Genomic DNA, 19,757 nt, shown 5'->3' on the forward strand with positions numbered 1-19,757 from the left:
CACCACCGCCCCGGCGCCGGACCACCCCCTCCGCACGGCCCTCCCACCGTCCCGACCGGCACCGCACCGCCGTTGTCAGACCCCTCGATTACTCTCGGTGACAGTTGTTGACCGACCAGTGACGCCCGCCCAGGGCCCACACCGAGGGGGAGCCATGACACCCACCACCCGACCCGCCCGCCACCCCGCCGGCCACCCGCTCCGCCGCGACGTCCCCAGCACCGCCGCCGTCCTCGCCGACGCCCGGGACTTCGCCGCCATGCGCCGCTACCGCACCTTCCCCTTCGACGACCACCGGCGCTACCTCCAGCAGTTGGAGACCCTGCTGCGCACCCTCGCCGCCCAGGGCGTGCACACCACCCTCTGCCTCTTCGACCCGACCGCCTTCGCCGGCTACTGCGCCGACCACGGCCTCGACCCCGACGACCCCGGCAGCCGCAGCCGCTACACCGCCGCCGTCGCCTGCACCGGCGCCTCCCTCGCCTACGACGGCACCCCCCTCGACCGCCTCCTGCCGTTACTCACCGAGGAAGCCGCCCGCCGCGCGTCCTGGGACCGCGCCACCACCCTCCTGGCCCGCGCCGGCCGCTGCGCCGAGTGCGGCCACGACCTCGCCCACGCCGCCTTCACCCGCGCCACCACCGCCCTCCAACACCTCCTCACCGCACTCGGCGACGGCACCCACCACCTCGTCTGCACCCTCCCCGACGCCGGCGACTCCCTCCGCGCCTATCTGCACATCACCGGCACCCCCGACGGCGGCCCGCCCCAACTCCCCGAATCCGAAACGCTCGTCTTCTGCACGGTCCTCGCCGCCGCCCTCGCCCAACCCGCCACCGGCGCCCTCGTCTGCCGCACCACACCGACCGACGGCCCCACCGGCACCCCCGCCGAACCCACCCCCGCCACCGTCCGCGGCTGGCGCCTGCGCGACGCCTGGCCCGACCCGATCAGCGCCGCCGAGATCTTCGACGCCTACTGCACCGACCCCGAGACCGACGAACCCATCCCGCCCGAGCACCGCGTCGACTACGCCCCCGGCCTCCCCCTCCCACCCCCACCCGGCCCGCACTGCCATCCCTGACCACCACCCGGGCCCCGCACCCACGCGAAACGGCCGCCCCGCCACAAAGGCGGGACGGCCGTCCCTCTCACCTCACACGGCGCCGCGCGCCGCCCGGATCACTCCCCGGAGAGCACCGCCTGCGCGGCCGCCCGGGCATCCTCCGCGGTGTCCGCGGCCCGCGCCGCGGCAGCCGCCCGCTCGCACTGCGCCAGCGTGTGCTTGGCCAGCGTCGCCCGCACATACGGAATCGACGCCGCGCCCATGGACAGGCTGGTGACCCCCAGACCCGTCAGCACGCACGCCAACAGCGGATCGGAGGCCGCCTCACCGCACACGCCGCAGCTCTTGCCCTCGGCCTTGGCGGCCTCGGCCGAAGCCGCCACCAGGTCCAGCAGCGCCGGCTGCCACGGGTCCTGCAGCCGGGACACCGCGCCCACCTGCCGGTCCGCCGCGAAGGTGTACTGCGCCAGGTCGTTGGTGCCCAGCGACAGGAACTCCACCTCCTGCAGGATCGACCGCGCCCGCAGCGCCGCCGACGGAATCTCCACCATGGCACCGAACTTCGCCTGCAGCCCGGCCTCCCGGCAGGCGTCCGCGAACGCCTTGGCGTCCATCCGGTCCGCCACCATCGGGGCCATGACCTCAAGGTAGACCGGCAGCCCCTCGGCAGCCTTCGCCAGCGCCTGGAGCTGCGTCCGCAGCACGTCGGGGTGGTCCAGCAGGGTTCGCAGACCCCGCACGCCCAGCGCCGGGTTCGGCTCGTCGGCCGGCGTCAGGAAGTCCAGCGGCTTGTCCGCCCCCGCGTCCAGCACGCGAACCACCACGCGCCCCTCGGGGAAGGCTTCCAGCACCTGCCGGTACGCCTCGACCTGCTTCTCCTCCGACGGCGCCTGCTTGCTGTCGTCGAGGAACAGGAACTCCGTACGGAACAGCCCGACGCCCTCCGCACCGGCCTCCACCGCCGTCGGCACATCCGCCGGCCCGCCGACGTTCGCCAGCAGCGGCACCTTGTGTCCATCGGACGTGGCACCCGGACCGGACGACGCGGCCAGCGCCGCCTTCCGCTCCTCCGCAGCCTTCGCCAGCGCCGCCCGCTTCTCCGCGCTCGGGTCGACGAACACCTCACCGGTGCTGCCGTCCACCGCGATCACGGTGCCCTCGACGAGCTCGCCCGCACCCGGCAGCGCCACCACGGCCGGCACGCCCAGCGCCCGCGCCAGGATCGCGCTGTGGCTGGTCGGCCCGCCCTCCTCGGTCACGAAACCGAGCACCAGCGTCGGATCCAGCAGCGCGGTGTCTGCCGGCGCGAGATCCCGCGCGATCAGCACATACGGCTCGTCGCTGTCCGGAACGCCCGGCATCGGCACGCCCAGCAGCCGCGCGACGATACGGTTCCGCACGTCATCGAGGTCGGCGACCCGGCCCGCGAGGTACTCACCCGCCCCGGCCAGCAACGCGCGGTAGGCCGCGAACGCGTCGTACACCGCGCGCTCGGCCGTGCTGCCGACGGCGATCCGCCGTTCGACATCGGCCATCAGCTCGGGGTCCTGCGCCATCATGGCCTGGGCCTCCAGCACGTGCTGTGCCTCGCCGCCGGCCAGATTGCCCCGCGCGATCAAGTCGGCGGCGACGGCTTCCACGGCCTGACGGGCCCGGCCCTGCTCGCGCTCCGCCTCCTCCGCCGGAATCTGCTTGGCCGGCGGCTCCAGCACCGCCGTCCCCATGTGCCGCACCTCGCCGATGGCCACGCCGTGGCTCACCCCGACGCCCCGCAGCGTTGTCTCCATGTCACCCGTCTCCGGTTGTTGCGGCGGGCCCGGCCGCCGCGGTGGATGTCGTACCTGCCGTCTCACGACGGCACCCGGCTGCCTACTGCCAGGAGAAGAGCGCGTCGCCGGCCTTGATGTCGCCGTCCTCGCGCACCTCGCCGAGCGAGTCCGCGGTGGCCTCCAGCGCGACGACGGGGCACACCGGCGACTTGCCGGCCTCCTCGACCGCGGCCGGGTTCCAGCGCACGACAGCCTGTCCGCGGGTCACGGTGTCGCCCTTGTTCACCAGCAGCTCGAAGCCTTCGCCATTGAGCTGCACGGTGTCGATACCAAGGTGCGTCAGCACGCCGTGACCTTCGGCGTCTACGACGACGAACGCATGCGGGTGGAGCGAGACGATCACGCCCTCCACGGGCGAAACCGCCTCCGACGGCTCACGCACCGGGTCGATGGCGGTACCGGGGCCCACCATCGCGCCGGAGAAGACGGGGTCCGGCACAGCCGCGAGGCCGATGGCGCGTCCTGCAAGAGGGGACGTCACGGTGGTCATGGGAAACCTCCCAGGGGTGAAGATTCATCAGGCCGCCGTCACTGCCTGTCCCGGACGGCGCACCGTTGAGAAGCGTAAGTCATAAGAACTGACGGTTCCGCATGACAGAGCCCGATTGAGGCCCCACCGACGCGGAATCGATTTGCCTCGCCCATCCGGCCGCTGTAGTGTTTGGGATCTGCCCCGGACAGCCAGGAAGCGCTCGACGCGACCGACTGAGTGGGCGGCACTCCTCAGAGTCTTGATCCAGATTCTCGAATCGTGCGCTTCTGCATGCCTGCAGAAAAGCGGTGGTTCGAAAGCCGGAAAAGCCCTGATAGAGTGTGAAACACCGAAGGGAAGCGCCCGGAGGAAACCCGGAAGGGAATCCGAAGGAAGCGTCCGTTCCTTGAGAACTCAACAGCGTGCCAAAAGTCAACGCCAGATATGTTGATACCCCGTCTCCATCATGGAGATGAGGTTCCTTTGAAAAGTCCTTCCAATAGCTTTGGGAGGCGCACAGCGAGGACGCTGTGAACCGCGAGGATTATTCCTCCTTGTGGTTCCGCTCAACGCGAGTGTTGATACCGGCAGTTTTTCATTAAACGCAGTCCGGAAAGCATTCACGGAGAGTTTGATCCTGGCTCAGGACGAACGCTGGCGGCGTGCTTAACACATGCAAGTCGAACGATGAACCGGCTTCGGTCGGGGATTAGTGGCGAACGGGTGAGTAACACGTGGGCAATCTGCCCTTCACTCTGGGACAAGCCCTGGAAACGGGGTCTAATACCGGATATGACACGGGGTCGCATGATCTCCGTGTGGAAAGCTCCGGCGGTGAAGGATGAGCCCGCGGCCTATCAGCTTGTTGGTGAGGTAATGGCTCACCAAGGCGACGACGGGTAGCCGGCCTGAGAGGGCGACCGGCCACACTGGGACTGAGACACGGCCCAGACTCCTACGGGAGGCAGCAGTGGGGAATATTGCACAATGGGCGAAAGCCTGATGCAGCGACGCCGCGTGAGGGATGACGGCCTTCGGGTTGTAAACCTCTTTCAGCAGGGAAGAAGCGAGAGTGACGGTACCTGCAGAAGAAGCGCCGGCTAACTACGTGCCAGCAGCCGCGGTAATACGTAGGGCGCGAGCGTTGTCCGGAATTATTGGGCGTAAAGAGCTCGTAGGCGGCTTGTCGCGTCGGATGTGAAAGCCCGGGGCTTAACCCCGGGTCTGCATTCGATACGGGCAGGCTAGAGTTCGGTAGGGGAGATCGGAATTCCTGGTGTAGCGGTGAAATGCGCAGATATCAGGAGGAACACCGGTGGCGAAGGCGGATCTCTGGGCCGATACTGACGCTGAGGAGCGAAAGCGTGGGGAGCGAACAGGATTAGATACCCTGGTAGTCCACGCCGTAAACGTTGGGAACTAGGTGTGGGCGACATTCCACGTCGTCCGTGCCGCAGCTAACGCATTAAGTTCCCCGCCTGGGGAGTACGGCCGCAAGGCTAAAACTCAAAGGAATTGACGGGGGCCCGCACAAGCAGCGGAGCATGTGGCTTAATTCGACGCAACGCGAAGAACCTTACCAAGGCTTGACATACACCGGAAAGCATTAGAGATAGTGCCCCCCTTGTGGTCGGTGTACAGGTGGTGCATGGCTGTCGTCAGCTCGTGTCGTGAGATGTTGGGTTAAGTCCCGCAACGAGCGCAACCCTTGTTCTGTGTTGCCAGCATGCCTTTCGGGGTGATGGGGACTCACAGGAGACTGCCGGGGTCAACTCGGAGGAAGGTGGGGACGACGTCAAGTCATCATGCCCCTTATGTCTTGGGCTGCACACGTGCTACAATGGCCGGTACAATGAGCTGCGATACCGCGAGGTGGAGCGAATCTCAAAAAGCCGGTCTCAGTTCGGATTGGGGTCTGCAACTCGACCCCATGAAGTCGGAGTTGCTAGTAATCGCAGATCAGCATTGCTGCGGTGAATACGTTCCCGGGCCTTGTACACACCGCCCGTCACGTCACGAAAGTCGGTAACACCCGAAGCCGGTGGCCCAACCCCTTGTGGGAGGGAATCGTCGAAGGTGGGACTGGCGATTGGGACGAAGTCGTAACAAGGTAGCCGTACCGGAAGGTGCGGCTGGATCACCTCCTTTCTAAGGAGCACTTCTTACCGAGCTTTGCTTGGTCAGAGGCCAGTACATCAGCGAGTGTCTGATGCTGGTTGCTCATGGGTGGAACGTTGACTACTCGGCCTGTTCAGGGTCATGGATCGTTAGTACTGCTTCGGCGTGGAACACGGGACTGTGGGTTGAACTGGTCGGGCACGCTGTTGGGTGTCTGAGGGTGCGGACTATGGTCTGAGCCTTCGGGATGCCGGTCCCAGTGAACTCAGCCTTCGGGTTGGGGTGGTGGGTGGCTGGTCGTTGTTTGAGAACTGCACAGTGGACGCGAGCATCTGTGGCCAAGTTTTTAAGGGCGCACGGTGGATGCCTTGGCACCAGGAACCGATGAAGGACGTGGGAGGCCGCGATAGGCCCCGGGGAGCTGTCAACCGAGCTTTGATCCGGGGGTGTCCGAATGGGGAAACCCGGCAGTCGTCATGGGCTGTCACCCGCTGCTGAACACATAGGCAGTGTGGAGGGAACGCGGGGAAGTGAAACATCTCAGTACCCGCAGGAAGAGAAAACAACCGTGATTCCGGGAGTAGTGGCGAGCGAAACTGGATGAGGCTAAACCAGTCACGTGTGATACCCGGCAGGGGTTGCGTGGTTGGGGTTGTGGGAGCTTTCTTGATCGGTCTGCCGGCCGGTCGGTGAGTCAGAAACCGTTGATATAGGCGAAGGACATGCGAAAGGTCCGGCGTAGAGGGTAAGACCCCCGTAGCTGAAATGTCAGCGGCTTGCTTGAGAGCCACCCAAGTAGCACGGGGCCCGAGAAATCCCGTGTGAATCTGGCGGGACCACCCGTTAAGCCTAAATATTCCCTGGTGACCGATAGCGGATAGTACCGTGAGGGAATGGTGAAAAGTACCGCGGGAGCGGAGTGAAATAGTACCTGAAACCGTGTGCCTACAAGCCGTGGGAGCGTCGCCATGCAGCTTGCTGTGTGGTCGTGACTGCGTGCCTTTTGAAGAATGAGCCTGCGAGTTTGCGGTATGTTGCGAGGTTAACCCGTGTGGGGAAGCCGTAGCGAAAGCGAGTCCGAATAGGGCGTTGGAGTAGCATGCTCAAGACCCGAAGCGGAGTGATCTAGCCATGGGCAGGTTGAAGCGGAGGTAAGACTTCGTGGAGGACCGAACCCACCAGGGTTGAAAACCTGGGGGATGACCTGTGGTTAGGGGTGAAAGGCCAATCAAACTCCGTGATAGCTGGTTCTCCCCGAAATGCATTTAGGTGCAGCGTCGTGTGTTTCTTGCCGGAGGTAGAGCACTGGATAGGCGATGGGCCCTACCGGGTTACTGACCTTAGCCAAACTCCGAATGCCGGTAAGTGAGAGCGCGGCAGTGAGACTGTGGGGGATAAGCTCCATGGTCGAGAGGGAAACAGCCCAGAGCATCGACTAAGGCCCCTAAGCGTGTGCTAAGTGGGAAAGGATGTGGAGTCGCAGAGACAACCAGGAGGTTGGCTTAGAAGCAGCCACCCTTGAAAGAGTGCGTAATAGCTCACTGGTCAAGTGATTCCGCGCCGACAATGTAGCGGGGCTCAAGTACACCGCCGAAGTCGTGTCATTGCGATATTACTCCTAACGGGGATCGTGATGGGTAGGGGAGCGTCGTGTGCCGGGTGAAGCAGCCGTGGAAACGAGTTGTGGACGGTTCACGAGTGAGAATGCAGGCATGAGTAGCGATACAAGAGTGGGAAACTCTTGCGCCGATTGACTAAGGGTTCCTGGGTCAAGCTGATCTGCCCAGGGTAAGTCGGGACCTAAGGCGAGGCCGACAGGCGTAGTCGATGGACAACCGGTTGATATTCCGGTACCCGCTTTGAAGCGCCCAATACTGAATCAGGCGATGCTAAGTCCGTGAAGCCGCCCTGATCTCTTCGGAGTTGAGGGGAGTGGTGGAGCCGACGGACCAGACTTGTAGTAGGTAAGCGATGGGGTGACGCAGGAAGGTAGTCCAGCCCGGGCGGTGGTTGTCCCGGGGTAAGGGTGTAGGCCGTGTGGTAGGCAAATCCGTCACACGTTAAGGCTGAGACCTGATGCCGAGCCGATTGTGGTGAAGTGGATGATCCTATGCTGTCGAGAAAAGCCTCTAGTGAGTTTCAAGGCGGCCCGTACCCTAAACCGACTCAGGTGGTCAGGTAGAGAATACCGAGGCGTTCGGGTGAACTATGGTTAAGGAACTCGGCAAAATGCCCCCGTAACTTCGGGAGAAGGGGGGCCATTTCTGGTGATGACATTTACTGTCTGAGCTGGGGGTGGCCGCAGAGACCAGCGAGAAGCGACTGTTTACTAAAAACACAGGTCCGTGCGAAGCCGTAAGGCGATGTATACGGACTGACGCCTGCCCGGTGCTGGAACGTTAAGGGGACCGGTTAGCTCCATTTCGGTGGGGCGAAGCTGAGAACTTAAGCGCCAGTAAACGGCGGTGGTAACTATAACCATCCTAAGGTAGCGAAATTCCTTGTCGGGTAAGTTCCGACCTGCACGAATGGCGTAACGACTTCTCGACTGTCTCAACCATAGGCCCGGTGAAATTGCATTACGAGTAAAGATGCTCGTTTCGCGCAGCAGGACGGAAAGACCCCGGGACCTTTACTATAGCTTGATATTGGTGTTCGGTTCGGCTTGTGTAGGATAGGTGGGAGACTTTGAAGCGCCAACGCCAGTTGGTGTGGAGTCGTTGTTGAAATACCACTCTGGTCGTGCTGGATGTCTAACCTGGGTCCGTGATCCGGATCAGGGACAGTGTCTGGTGGGTAGTTTAACTGGGGCGGTTGCCTCCTAAAGGGTAACGGAGGCGCCCAAAGGTTCCCTCAGCCTGGTTGGTAATCAGGTGTTGAGTGTAAGTGCACAAGGGAGCTTGACTGTGAGACTGACGGGTCGAGCAGGTACGAAAGTAGGGACTAGTGATCCGGCGGTGGCTTGTGGAAGCGCCGTCGCTCAACGGATAAAAGGTACCCCGGGGATAACAGGCTGATCTTCCCCAAGAGTCCATATCGACGGGATGGTTTGGCACCTCGATGTCGGCTCGTCGCATCCTGGGGCTGGAGTCGGTCCCAAGGGTTGGGCTGTTCGCCCATTAAAGCGGTACGCGAGCTGGGTTTAGAACGTCGTGAGACAGTTCGGTCCCTATCCGCTGCGCGCGTAGGAGTCTTGAGAAGGGCTGTCCCTAGTACGAGAGGACCGGGACGGACGGACCTCTGGTGTGCCAGTTGTTCTGCCAAGGGCATGGCTGGTTGGCTACGTTCGGAAAGGATAACCGCTGAAAGCATCTAAGCGGGAAGCCTGCTTCGAGATGAGGGCTCCCACCCACTTGATGGGGTAAGGCTCCCAGTAGATGACTGGGTTGATAGGCCAGATATGGAAGCGCCGTAAGGTGTGGAGTTGACTGGTACTAATAGGCCGAGGGCTTGTCCTCAGTTGCTCGCGTCCACTGTGTTGGTTCTGAAGCCACGAACAGACCAACGGTTGTTCTTTGTTTCATAGTGTTTCGGTGGTTATAGCGTTAGGGAAACGCCCGGTTACATTCCGAACCCGGAAGCTAAGCCTTTCAGCGCCGATGGTACTGCAGGGGGGACCCTGTGGGAGAGTAGGACGCCGCCGAACTAATTTTAGAAGAAGCCCCGTTGGGAACCTCGGTTCCCAACGGGGCTTTCTTGCGTTTCGGAACGGGGACCCGCGGTACGAGGTGGCCGGCGGGCCGGGTAAAGTCGGGGACAACATCGGCATATTTCTCCCACAGGAGGCTTCCGCGTGGAGGTCCAGGAGACGCGGATCCAGACAGACCGTGTCCTCACCATCCCGAATATCCTGAGCATGGCGCGCCTGGTCGGCGTGCCGGTGTTCCTGTGGCTGATCCTCTGGCCGGCGTTCGGCGGTCCGAACGTCGACGGCTGGGCGCTGCTCGTGCTCGCGCTGAGCGGTGTCAGCGATTACCTCGACGGCAAGCTCGCCCGGCGCTGGAACCAGATCAGCAGCCTGGGGCGGATCCTCGACCCGGCCGCCGATCGCCTCTACATCCTCTCCACCCTGGTCGGTCTGACCTGGCGGGAGATCCTTCCGGTGTGGCTCACCGCAGCGCTGCTGGCCCGCGAGTTGATGCTGCTCATCGCGGTGGGGCTCCTCGGACGCCACGGCTACGGGCCTCCCCAGGTGAACTTCCTGGGCAAAGCGGCTACGTTCAACTTGATGTACGCCTTCCCGTTGCTGCTGCTGAGCGACGGAGACGGACATAGCTGGCTTCACATGCTCGCGACCGTTTTCGGATGGGCGTTCGCCGGATGGGGTACGGCGCTCTACTGGTGGGCAGGGATCCTCTACGTGGTCCAGGTCCGCCGGATCATCAGGGCGGACGCCACGGCCGACTGAGCTCGCCGAAGAGGCAGATCGTGCCAAGGCCGGGCGCCCATTGGGGAAACAGTGGGCGCCCTTGACAAGTGAAGTCGGCAAGACCGTCGTCTCTTCGAGGAGGACGCTTCCGACATGAAGGCCGTTGTGATGGCCGGCGGCGAAGGCACTCGTCTTCGCCCCATGACATCCAGCATGCCCAAGCCGCTGCTCCCGGTGGTCAACAGGCCGATCATGGAGCATGTACTGCGGCTGTTGAAAAGGCATGGTCTCACCGAGACCGTCGTGACCGTGCAATTCCTGGCTTCGCTCGTCCGGAACTATTTCGGCGACGGAGAAGAGCTGGGAATGGAGCTCACCTACGCCAATGAGGAAAAGCCACTCGGCACCGCGGGCAGCGTGAAGAACGCCGAGGAGGCCCTCAAGGACGACGCCTTCCTGGTCATCTCCGGTGACGCTCTCACCGACTTCGACCTGAGCGATCTCATCCGGTTCCACAAGCAAAAGGGCGCCCTCGTCACCGTGTGCCTCACGCGGGTGCCCAATCCGCTGGAGTTCGGCATCACCATCGTCGACGAGGCCGGGCAGGTCGAGCGCTTCCTGGAGAAGCCCACCTGGGGCCAGGTCTTCTCGGACACCGTCAATACCGGTATCTACGTGATGGAGCCGGAGGTCTTCGACTACGTCGAGGCCGACGTTCCGGTGGACTGGTCCGGGGACGTCTTCCCGCAGCTGATGAAGGAAGGCAAGCCCATCTACGGCTATGTCGCCGAGGGCTATTGGGAGGACGTCGGCACGCACGAAAGCTATGTGAAGGCCCAGGCCGATGTGCTCGAAGGCAAGGTCGACGTCGATATCGATGGTTTCGAGATCTCGCCGGGGGTGTGGGTCGCCGAAGGCGCGGAGGTGCACCCGGACGCGGTGTTGCGCGGCCCGTTGTACGTCGGGGACTACGCCAAGGTCGAGGCGGATGTGGAGATCCGCGAGCACACCGTCGTCGGCTCCAACGTCGTCGTCAAGAGCGGTGCGTTCCTGCACCGGGCCGTGGTGCACGACAACGTCTACATCGGCCAGCAGAGCAATTTGCGCGGCTGCGTCATCGGCAAGAACACCGACATCATGCGGGCCGCGCGGATCGAGGACGGCGCGGTCATCGGCGATGAGTGCCTCATCGGCGAGGAGTCGATCGTCCAGGGCAACGTGCGGGTCTATCCCTTCAAGACGATCGAGGCCGGTGCGTTCGTCAACACCTCCGTCATCTGGGAGTCCCGCGGCCAGGCGCACCTTTTCGGGGCGCGCGGTGTGTCGGGGATCCTCAATGTCGAGATCACTCCGGAACTGGCCGTGCGGCTCGCCGGTGCGTATGCCACCACGTTGAAGAAGGGCGCCACGGTCACCACGGCGCGCGATCACTCGCGTGGCGCCCGGGCCCTCAAGCGCGCGGTGATCTCCGCGCTGCAGGCGAGCGCCATCGACGTCCGCGACCTGGAGAACGTACCGCTGCCGGTGGCCCGTCAGCAGACCGCTCGCGGCAGTGCCGGCGGGATCATGGTGCGGACGACGCCGGGGGTGCCGGACTCCGTCGACATCATGTTCTTCGACGAGCGGGGGGCGGACCTCTCGCAGGCCGGGCAGCGCAAGCTCGACCGGGTCTATGCCCGCCAGGAGTACCGTCGGGCCTTCCCCGGTGAGATCGGTGATCTCCAGTTCCCGGCCAGCGTCTTCGACTCCTATACGGGGGCGATGCTGCGGGCCGTGGACACCACGGGCATCGGCGAGTCCGGCCTGAAGGTCGTCGTGGACGCCTCGAACGGCAGCGCCGGCCTGGTGCTGCCCAGCCTCCTGGGACGGCTCGGCGTCGACTCGTTGACCATCAACCCCGGTCTGGACGAGGCCCGGCCGACCGAGACCGGCGACGCCCGCCGCTCCGGTCTGGTCCGGCTCGGTGAGATCGTGGCCTCGGCGCGGGCCGCGTTCGGCGTGCGGTTCGACCCCGTCGGCGAGCGGCTCTCCCTGGTGGACGAGCGCGGCCGGATCATCGAGGACGATCGCGCGCTGCTGGTGATGCTGGACCTGGTCGCGGCCGAGCGGCGCAGTGGGCGGGTGGCGCTGCCGGTCACCACGACCCGGATCGCCGAGCAGGTGGCGGCGTACCACGGCACGCAGGTCGAGTGGACGACGACCTCACCGGACGACCTGACCCGGGTGGGGCGCCAGGACGCCACGATCTTCGGCGGCGACGGTCTGGGCGGTTTCATCATCCCGGAGTTCAGCAGCGTCTTCGATGGCGCCGCCGCGTTCGTCCGGCTGATCGGTCTGGTGGCCCGTACGCAGCTCACGCTCAGCCAGATCGACGCGCGGATCCCGCGGGCGCACGTCCACCGGCGGGATCTGGCGACGCCGTGGGCGGTGAAGGGCCTGGTGATGCGGCACGTCGTGGAGGCGGCCGGCGATCGGGACGTGGACACCACCGACGGTGTGCGGATCGTGGAGGCCGACGGGCGCTGGGTGCTGGTGCTGCCCGACCCGGCCGAGGCGGTCACCCATCTCTGGGCGGAAGGGCCGGACGACGCCTCCGCCCAGCAGCTGCTGGACGAGTGGGCGGTTGTCGTGGACAGCGCCGGACGCTGACCCTGGCCCCACCGGCGTGCCGCCGATCGGCACGCCGGTGGGGCCATTGGGAGACCGTGCCGCCGACATGGGACGATGTGCGGCATGTCGCAGCAGCGCCCCGTTCGGAGCAACCCCCACCCGTTGGCCGCGCGCCCGGACGCCTCCATGTCGCTGCTGACCAACGTGATGGATCACAGCCTCGACGACGGATACGCCGAGGCCGCCGCGCGGAAGTCCGCAGAGGGCGTCAGCGGCCTGCCGCGCACGCTGCGCGCGAAGTTGGGCCTGGCGGCCGGTTTGGTGCTGGCGGCGCTGGTGGTGACCGTGGGGGCGGCGCAGGCGCGGGTCGCGGCGCCGACGCTGGCCAAGGAGCGGGAGGAGCTGATCCACCGCATCCAGAAGGGCACCGCCGAGGCCGACGGCCAGCAGCAGCGGGTCGACGCGACCCGGGATGCGGTGGACCGGATGCAGCGCGAGGCGCTGAAACAGAGCGGTGAAGGCAAGGCCGAACTGCTCGCGTTGCTGGCGGGCTCGACGCAGGTCACCGGGCCGGGCGTGAAGCTGGTCGTGGACGACGCCAAGGGTTCCGAAGCCGGCACCGGAGGTCCGCGCGAGAGCAGCGACTTCTCCGACACCGGTCGGGTGCGCGACCGTGACATGCAGCGGGTCGTCAACGGCCTGTGGCAGTCCGGTGCGGAGGCCATCTCCGTCAATGGGCAGCGGCTCACGTCGCTCTCGGCGATCAGAGCCGCGGGAGACGCCATACTGGTCGACAACAAGCCACTGGTGCCGCCCTATACGGTGCTGGCGGTGGGGGACGGGCAGCGGCTGAGCACCAAGTTCCAGGACAGCGCCGATGGCCAGTATCTGCATGTGTTGCAGGAGAACTACGGCGTGCGCGCCAGGATTTCCGTGGAGAGCGAGGTCACGCTGCCGCCCGCGCCCAGTTTGACCGTACGTACCGCAAAGCCGAAGGCCGGTGCCGCGAAGGCGGTCGGCGCCGACACAGGGAAGGGCACATCGTGATCGCCGTACTGGGCCTCATCGTAGGAGTCGTGGTCGGAATCGTCGTCCGACCCGTGGTGCCGACGGTGGTCGAGCCCTACTTGCCGATCGCTGTCGTCGCCGCGCTGGATGCCGTGTTCGGTGGTCTGCGGGCGATGCTGGACGGCATCTTCGACGACAAGGTCTTCGTCGTCTCCTTCCTGTCGAACGTCGTCGTCGCCGCCCTTATCGTCTTCCTCGGGGACAAACTGGGCGTCGGCGCCCAACTCTCCACCGGCGTCGTCGTGGTGCTCGGCATCCGCATCTTCTCCAACGCTGCCGCGATCCGTCGGCACGTCTTCCGGGCGTGAGGCCGATGGCAACGGACGAGACCCCGGAGCCGGAGCGCACGCCGGACGGGCGGCCGGCGCCCGGCCCGGCGCAGGAGGGCCGTGCGGACAGTCCCGCCGGGCGGCAGCCGATGCCGCCGGAGAGTCCCCGCCGTCCAGTGCGGGCGGACGGGCACACCGCCGGAGCGGAATCGGAACCCCGGAAGAACGAAGCCGGACAGAAGGGGGCCGAACCGGCAGTTGGTGCGGGTGTGGACGCGGCACCGGACGAGGAAGCCGCCGCGCCTCCGCTGACCGGCAGGCAGCGGCTCCGCGCCGGTCTGTGGCCGCCGCGGGTGTCCCGGGCTCAACTGATCGTCGCGTTGCTCCTGTTCATTCTCGGCCTCGGCCTCGCGATTCAGGTACGTTCCACCAGTGACAGCAGTGCGCTGCGGGGTGCGCGCCAAGAGGACTTGGTGCGCATTCTGGACGAACTGGACAACCGCTCCCAGCGGTTGACGGATGAGCAGCGGCGCCTGGAGGGACAGAAGACCGAGCTGGAGAACAGCTCGGACCAAGCCGAGGAGGCTCGCAAGCAGACCGTGGAGAAGGAACAGCAGCTGGGTGTGCTGGCCGGGACCGTCGCGGCGCAAGGCCCCGGCATCAACCTGACCATCGACGATCCCCACCACTCCGTGGAGGCGGACAAACTGCTGGACACCATCCAGGAACTGCGGGCGGCTGGAGCCGAGGCCATCCAGGTAAACAGCGTTCGCGTCGTCGCGAACACCTCTCTTTCGGACCTCCGGGGCGGGGTGGAGGTCGACGGCAAGAACGTCACGCCGCCGTACCGCTTCAAGGTCATCGGGAAGCCGGAGGACCTGGAGCCGGCGCTCAACATCCCTGGCGGAGTGGTCCAGACACTGGAAAAGGAGCAGGCCAAGGTGTCTGTGACCCGTGAACAGAAGATCATTGTGGACGCCTTGCGGGAGGCGAAGCGGCCTGACTACGCTCGGTTGTCATCCCAGTGAGGCGTCTGCGTATGGTGATGGCCCGGCGAGGGCATGAGGTAGCGGGGGGTCGACGCACCGTGCGTGTGGTGTGTGGTGGAAACTGTCTGAAGGCCACGGACGTTCACAGGATGTCCGGATCGGCCGGTGTGTGCATCGAGGGTTCGTCCTGCCCCACGGGCGGGTCTGTGTCGTACAAGGGGAATCGCCCGTGAAGTTGTTTGGAAAGCTGTTCGGCAAGAGCGCGCGTCAGGAAGGCGACGGCGGCTCCGCGCGGCACCGCGCTCCGCGCCGCCAGGAGGAGGGCTCCGGGTCCGAGAGTCGTCCGCTCTTCCGTGACGAGGTCGGCGGTCCGTCCGGGGGGCATGGCGCGGGTTCTGTTGACCCCTCCGGTGCCGGCCGCATAGGTTCCCAGGAACCATCAGCCGCACACACGGGTGGAGGGTCGACCTTGCCGGTTTGTACGAGGTGTGGGCACCGGAACGCCGAGGCGAGCCGGTTCTGCTCCAACTGCGGCGCGCCGCTGCGCCCGGGGGCCCAGCCCGAGCGGGCCTCCGAGACGACGTCGACGATCTCCATCTCGGGGCTCGAGGCATACGACGCGGAGGCCACCGGGCAGAACCTGTCCCCGGCTCTCTCGCCGGAGGCCCAGGCCGCCGTCGACGCCCTGCCGATGGGCTCGGCCCTGCTGGTCGTCCGCCGGGGCCCGAACGCCGGCAGCCGCTTCCTCCTGGACGGTGAGCTGACGACTGCGGGTCGGCACCCGCAGGGCGACATCTTCCTCGACGACGTGACGGTCTCCCGCAGCCACGTGGAGTTCCGCCGCGGTTCGGACGGCCGTTTCACCGTCACCGACGTCGGCAGCCTCAACGGCACCTACGTCAACCGCGAGCCGATCGACTCCGCGGTGCTCTCCAACGGCGACGAGGTCCAGATCGGCAAGTACCGTCTGGTCTTCTACGCGAGCCAGCGAGGCGTCGGTATCTGACCGCCAGGGAAGGCATATGCGCCACACACCGACAGGCGGTGCCGGCTCGTCCGGCACCGCCTCCTCGGACCGCAAATCGATGAGCATCGGCACGGTGCTCAACGTCTTGCGCGAGGAGTTCCCCGAGGTCACCATCTCCAAGATCCGGTTCCTGGAGGCCGAAGGGCTGGTCGAGCCGCAGCGCACGCCTTCCGGGTACCGCAAATTCACCGCGGCGGACGTCGAGCGTCTGGCGAGCGTGCTGCGGATGCAGCGGGACCACTACCTCCCCTTGAAGGTCATCAAGGAGCACCTCGACGCCCTGGAGCGGGGCGAGCAGGTGCAGCTGCCCGCTCCGACGGCGCCGCGGGACCTCGTCGAGGGCGTCTCCGATCCCGACGAGGAGCGCCCGACGGCCGCCCGGATCGGCCGGGCCGAGCTGCTGGCCGCCACCGAGGTCGACGAGGCAGCGCTCGCCGACTGGGAGTCGTACGGACTCATCGTCCCCCATGAGGACGGGGGATACGACATCGAAGCGGTCACCGTCGCCAAACTCGTGGCGGACCTCGGTCGATTCGGTCTGGAGCCGCGGCACCTGCGGGCCGTGAAGGCGGCCGCAGAGCGCGAGGCGGGGTTGGTCGAGCAGGTCGTGGCACCCCTTCGGCGGCACCGGAACCCGCAGACCCGGGCTCATGCCGAGGCCACCGCCAGGGAGCTGGCCACGCTGTCGGCGCGGCTGCACGCGGCGCTGTTGCAGAGCGCCCTGCGCATCCGTCTGCCGTGAGCAAACGAGTGCCCGACTACCCAAACCGGCCGGGCACGGCCTAGGGTTGCTGTGTGAACGAGCTCGACGTCGTGGGTGTCCGGGTGGAGATGCCTTCCAGCCAACCGATCGTGCTGCTGCGGGAGGTGGGAGGCGACCGTTACCTGCCCATCTGGATCGGGCCGGGAGAAGCCACCGCCATCGCGTTCGCCCAGCAGGGCATGGTCCCCGCCAGGCCGCTGACGCATGACCTCTTCAAGGACGTGCTCGAAGCCGTGGGGCAAGAGCTGACGCAGGTCCGGATCACGGATCTGCGCGAAGGGGTCTTCTACGCCGAACTGGTCTTCGCCAGTGGTGTCGAGGTCAGTGCGCGGCCGTCGGACGCCATAGCGCTGGCGCTGCGCACCGGGACCCCGATCTTCGGTACCGATGGTGTGCTGGACGACGCGGGCATCGCCATCCCCGACGAGCAGGAGGACGAGGTGGAGAAGTTCCGCGAGTTCCTCGACCAGATCTCGCCGGAGGACTTCGGCACCAACCAGTGATCGGCCAAGCGAACCACCTGTTTCCGGCCAACCTGTAATCCCTTCCCCGCGACAAGTCACGAGAAACCACTCGTAGGGTGATTATCACTCGGCGTGGCGAGCGCGGCGATCGTTGACGCACCCCGAGTGACTGCATACCGTCGATAAGGCAGGTCCCGTCCGGGACGTGGAGGACGGAGGGCGGCGTGGCAATCACCGGCGACGGTACGGCGGCGGAAGGGGCATTGCCGCTCCACAGGGGCGCGGCGGCGAACCGTGGCCCGGTACAGGCCGCTGCGATGTCGGGGGCCCGCGAGGCGGAGAACATCGGCTACCGCGGACCGACCGCGTGTGCGGCGGCGGGCATCACCTACCGACAGCTGGACTATTGGGCGCGCACGGGCCTGGTGGAGCCCAGCATCCGGCCGGCCTACGGGTCCGGGACCCAGCGGCTCTACAGCTTCCGGGACGTCGTCGTCCTGAAGATCGTCAAGCGGCTGCTGGACACCGGGGTGTCGCTGCAGAACATCCGCACCGCCGTCCAGCACCTGCGGGCGCGCGGGCTGGACGACCTGACGCGGATGACGCTGATGAGCGACGGGGCGACGGTCTACGAGTGCACCTCGCCCGACCAGGTCGTGGATCTGCTCCAGGGCGGCCAGGGGGTCTTCGGGATCGCCGTGGGCGTGGTGTGGCGGGACGTGGAGGGCACACTGTCGCAGCTCCACGGTGAGCGGGTGGACACCGGCGAGACGCTGATCGGGAAGAACCCGCACGACGAGTTGGCGCGGCGGCGGAATCGGGCCGGCTGACGGACGACCGGCGACCGGCGGGCCTTGCCGGCCCGGGATCGGGTCGATTGTCAGTGGTGTGCGGCAGCATCAGTGGTGTGAGACGTGCGCCGACGATCCTGCATCTGGACATGGATGCGTTCTATGCGGCCGCCGAGCAGGCGGCCAAGCCGAGCCTGCGGGGAAAGCCCGTGGTCGTCGGCGGGATCGGGCCGCGCGGCGTGGTCGCCACGGCCTCGTACGAGGCGCGGGTCTTCGGGGTGCGCTCGGCGATGCCGACGGGGCAGGCGCGTCGGCTGTGTCCCAACGCCGCCTATCTCAGTCCGCGGTTCACGCTGTACCGCCAAGTGAGTGACACGGTCATGGAGCTGCTGCGGGCGCTCTCGCCGCTCGTCGAGCCGCTGAGCCTGGACGAAGCCTTCGTGGACCTGGAGGCGGGCGGGGTGCCGGCGGAGACGGCCGCGGTGCGGGCGGTGGGGGAGCAGCTGCGGCGCGACATCCGGGCGGCCACGGGGCTGACCGGTTCGGTGGGGCTGGCCGGCGCCAAGATGCTCGCCAAGATCGCGTCCGAGGCGGCGAAACCGGACGGCCTGGTGGTGATCGAGCCCGGCACCGAGCGGGAGCTGCTCGGGCCGATGCCGGTGCGGACGCTGCCCGGGGTCGGGCCGGCGACGGCCGAGACGCTGCGCCGGGCCGGGATCCACACCGTCGCGGAGACCGCGGAGGCCGGCGAGGCGGAGCTGGTGCGGCTGCTGGGCAAGGCGCACGGCACCGGGCTGTACGCGATGGCGCTGGGGCAGGACGACCGGCCGGTGGTGGCCGAGCGGGACGCGAAGTCGGTGTCGGTGGAGGACACCTTCGAGGTCGATCTGACCGACCGGACGCGGGTGCGGAACGAGGTGCTGAGGCTGGCCGACCGGTGCGTGGGGCGGCTGCGGGCGGCCGGGCGGTCCGGGCGCACGGTGGTGATCAAGGTCCGGAACTACGACTTCTCGACGCTGACCCGGTCCGAGACGCTGCGCGGGCCCACCGACGACCCGGCCGTCGTCCGGGAGGCCGCGGTGCGGCTGCTGGAGACGGTGGACACCACGGGCGGGGTGCGGCTGCTGGGCGTGGGGGTGACCGGGCTGGCCGACTTCACGCAGGAGGACCTCTTCGCCCAGCTGGCCACGGAGCGGGAGGCCGAGGAGCAGGCGGCGGGCGGGGCCGCGGAGCCGGCCGAGGAGGCGGCGGGCGAGCCGGAGGCCGGCGTGGAGCTGCCGCGGCGCTGGTATCCGGGGCTGGACGTGGTCCACGAGGAGTTCGGCGCCGGGTGGGTGCAGGGCAGTGGCCTGGGGAGGGTGACCGTACGGTTCGAGACGCCATGGTCCGCACCGGGGCGGGTGCGGACCTTCACCGTCGACGATCCGGCGCTGCGGCCGGGCGAGCCCCTGCCGCTGATCGGCGGGCCGGATCAGTCGTCCGCGCCGGCGATCCGCCCGAAGTCGGTGTCGCCGGCGGGCGAGGCGGAGTCGGAGGCCGGTGAGGAGATATCCAGGCGGTAGTGGTGGTAGAGCTGGAGCTCCTGCTCGGGGGAGAGGTGCCGGCCGACGCCGAAGTCCGGGGCGTCCTTGATCAGCTTCCGGTCGTAGGGGATGTGCAGGCTGTCGCCGACCATCTTGCTCGGTTCCAAGGGGACGAACGCATCCCGGCTGAACAGGCCGGTGCGGACGGCCGCCCACTCCGGTTCGCCCGTCGCGTCGTCGAGGTACACCTCGTCGACGGTCCCTATTTTCGCGCCGTTCCGGTCGAACGCTTTGCGGCCGATGAGGCTCCGGGGATCGATATCGGTTTGCACGGTCCCTCCACGTGGTCGCAACTGCCTTGTGACCACTACGAAACGGCACATTTCATGCCCCGGCCAC

At 66.6% G+C, this 19,757-nt stretch carries 14 protein-coding genes and 3 rRNA genes; 14 read left to right on the forward strand and 3 right to left on the reverse strand.

The annotated features are described in order from the left end of the window. Positions 1 to 154 precede the first annotated feature (154 nt). Positions 155 to 1,084 (forward strand): DUF8829 domain-containing protein, encoded by a 930-nt coding sequence (locus tag SNOUR_RS33025; RefSeq protein WP_067354406.1) that lies wholly within the window; start codon positions 155 to 157, stop codon positions 1,082 to 1,084. A gap of 98 nt (positions 1,085 to 1,182) precedes the next feature. On the opposite strand, the gene ptsP is transcribed toward SNOUR_RS33025, so the two are convergent. Next, positions 1,183 to 2,853, reverse strand: coding sequence for a phosphoenolpyruvate--protein phosphotransferase (gene ptsP, locus SNOUR_RS33030; protein WP_067354409.1), 1,671 nt, complete (start codon positions 2,851 to 2,853; stop codon positions 1,183 to 1,185). An 82-nt stretch (positions 2,854 to 2,935) separates the two neighbouring features. Further along, complete coding sequence (locus SNOUR_RS33035) at positions 2,936 to 3,385, reverse strand: PTS sugar transporter subunit IIA (RefSeq protein ID WP_039638258.1); 450 nt, start codon at positions 3,383 to 3,385, stop codon at positions 2,936 to 2,938. 601 nt (positions 3,386 to 3,986) lie between these two features. On the opposite strand from SNOUR_RS33035, the gene SNOUR_RS33040 reads away from it, so the two are divergent. From SNOUR_RS33040 to SNOUR_RS33105, 13 genes are all read left to right on the forward strand, one after another. Further along, positions 3,987 to 5,515 (forward strand): 16S ribosomal RNA (locus SNOUR_RS33040). Positions 5,516 to 5,821: 306 nt separating this feature from the next. Then, a 23S ribosomal RNA gene (locus SNOUR_RS33045) occupies positions 5,822 to 8,943 on the forward strand. Between the two features lie 71 nt (positions 8,944 to 9,014). Next, a 5S ribosomal RNA gene (gene rrf, locus SNOUR_RS33050) occupies positions 9,015 to 9,131 on the forward strand. Together the 16S, 23S and 5S rRNA genes form the textbook arrangement of a ribosomal RNA operon. 147 nt (positions 9,132 to 9,278) lie before the next feature. Further along, the gene (clsA, locus tag SNOUR_RS33055; protein WP_067354411.1) at positions 9,279 to 9,893 is read left to right on the forward strand and encodes a cardiolipin synthase ClsA; all 615 of its coding nucleotides are present in this window, start codon (positions 9,279 to 9,281) and stop codon (positions 9,891 to 9,893) included. Between the two features lie 114 nt (positions 9,894 to 10,007). Further along, positions 10,008 to 12,503 (forward strand): mannose-1-phosphate guanyltransferase, encoded by a 2,496-nt coding sequence (locus tag SNOUR_RS33060; RefSeq protein WP_067354414.1) that lies wholly within the window; start codon positions 10,008 to 10,010, stop codon positions 12,501 to 12,503. 75 nt (positions 12,504 to 12,578) lie between these two features. Then, positions 12,579 to 13,511, forward strand: coding sequence for a DUF881 domain-containing protein (locus tag SNOUR_RS33065; RefSeq protein WP_174717922.1), 933 nt, complete (start codon positions 12,579 to 12,581; stop codon positions 13,509 to 13,511). Then, positions 13,508 to 13,840 (forward strand): small basic family protein, encoded by a 333-nt coding sequence (locus SNOUR_RS33070; protein WP_016578706.1) that lies wholly within the window; start codon positions 13,508 to 13,510, stop codon positions 13,838 to 13,840. The genes SNOUR_RS33065 and SNOUR_RS33070 overlap by 4 nt, the downstream gene beginning before the upstream one ends. A gap of 5 nt (positions 13,841 to 13,845) precedes the next feature. After that, positions 13,846 to 14,829 carry a DUF881 domain-containing protein gene (locus tag SNOUR_RS33075; RefSeq protein WP_312634206.1) on the forward strand — a complete coding sequence of 328 codons (984 nt, stop codon included), beginning with the start codon at positions 13,846 to 13,848 and terminating at the stop codon, positions 14,827 to 14,829. A 118-nt stretch (positions 14,830 to 14,947) separates the two neighbouring features. After that, on the forward strand, positions 14,948 to 15,796 hold the full coding sequence (locus SNOUR_RS43515; protein WP_229921846.1) for an FHA domain-containing protein: 849 nt from the start codon (positions 14,948 to 14,950) through the stop codon (positions 15,794 to 15,796). A 16-nt stretch (positions 15,797 to 15,812) separates the two neighbouring features. Further along, a complete protein-coding gene (ftsR, locus tag SNOUR_RS33090) occupies positions 15,813 to 16,559 on the forward strand; it encodes a transcriptional regulator FtsR (protein WP_067354423.1) in 747 nt (248 codons plus the stop codon). 53 nt (positions 16,560 to 16,612) lie between these two features. Then, positions 16,613 to 17,083: a bifunctional nuclease family protein gene (locus SNOUR_RS33095; RefSeq protein WP_016571419.1), complete on the forward strand. Its 471-nt coding sequence runs from the start codon at positions 16,613 to 16,615 to the stop codon at positions 17,081 to 17,083. Between the two features lie 185 nt (positions 17,084 to 17,268). Beyond that, positions 17,269 to 17,874, forward strand: a complete 606-nt coding sequence (locus SNOUR_RS33100; protein ID WP_067354426.1) for a MerR family transcriptional regulator — start codon at positions 17,269 to 17,271, stop codon at positions 17,872 to 17,874. Between the two features lie 77 nt (positions 17,875 to 17,951). Further along, positions 17,952 to 19,397 carry a DNA polymerase IV gene (locus SNOUR_RS33105; protein ID WP_067354428.1) on the forward strand — a complete coding sequence of 482 codons (1,446 nt, stop codon included), beginning with the start codon at positions 17,952 to 17,954 and terminating at the stop codon, positions 19,395 to 19,397. Here the strand turns inward: SNOUR_RS33105 and SNOUR_RS33110 are convergent. Beyond that, a complete protein-coding gene (locus tag SNOUR_RS33110; RefSeq protein ID WP_079143007.1) occupies positions 19,307 to 19,741 on the reverse strand; it encodes a PRC-barrel domain-containing protein in 435 nt (144 codons plus the stop codon). The genes SNOUR_RS33105 and SNOUR_RS33110 overlap by 91 nt on opposite strands. Positions 19,742 to 19,757 lie beyond the last annotated feature (16 nt).

It is taken from the genome of Streptomyces noursei ATCC 11455, assembly GCF_001704275.1.
Classification (GTDB): Bacteria; Actinomycetota; Actinomycetes; order Streptomycetales; family Streptomycetaceae; genus Streptomyces; species Streptomyces noursei.

Coding starts and splice junctions, on each gene's coding strand:
- SNOUR_RS33035 (WP_039638258.1), bottom strand. CDS start 3,385: ATGACCACCGTGACGTCCCCTCTTGCAGGACGCGCCATCGGCCTCGCG.
- SNOUR_RS33065 (WP_174717922.1), top strand. CDS start 12,579: ATGTGCGGCATGTCGCAGCAGCGCCCCGTTCGGAGCAACCCCCACCCG.
- SNOUR_RS33060 (WP_067354414.1), top strand. CDS start 10,008: ATGAAGGCCGTTGTGATGGCCGGCGGCGAAGGCACTCGTCTTCGCCCC.
- ptsP (WP_067354409.1), bottom strand. CDS start 2,853: ATGGAGACAACGCTGCGGGGCGTCGGGGTGAGCCACGGCGTGGCCATC.
- SNOUR_RS33075 (WP_312634206.1), top strand. CDS start 13,846: ATGGCAACGGACGAGACCCCGGAGCCGGAGCGCACGCCGGACGGGCGG.
- ftsR (WP_067354423.1), top strand. CDS start 15,813: ATGCGCCACACACCGACAGGCGGTGCCGGCTCGTCCGGCACCGCCTCC.
- SNOUR_RS33025 (WP_067354406.1), top strand. CDS start 155: ATGACACCCACCACCCGACCCGCCCGCCACCCCGCCGGCCACCCGCTC.
- SNOUR_RS33110 (WP_079143007.1), bottom strand. CDS start 19,741: ATGTGCCGTTTCGTAGTGGTCACAAGGCAGTTGCGACCACGTGGAGGG.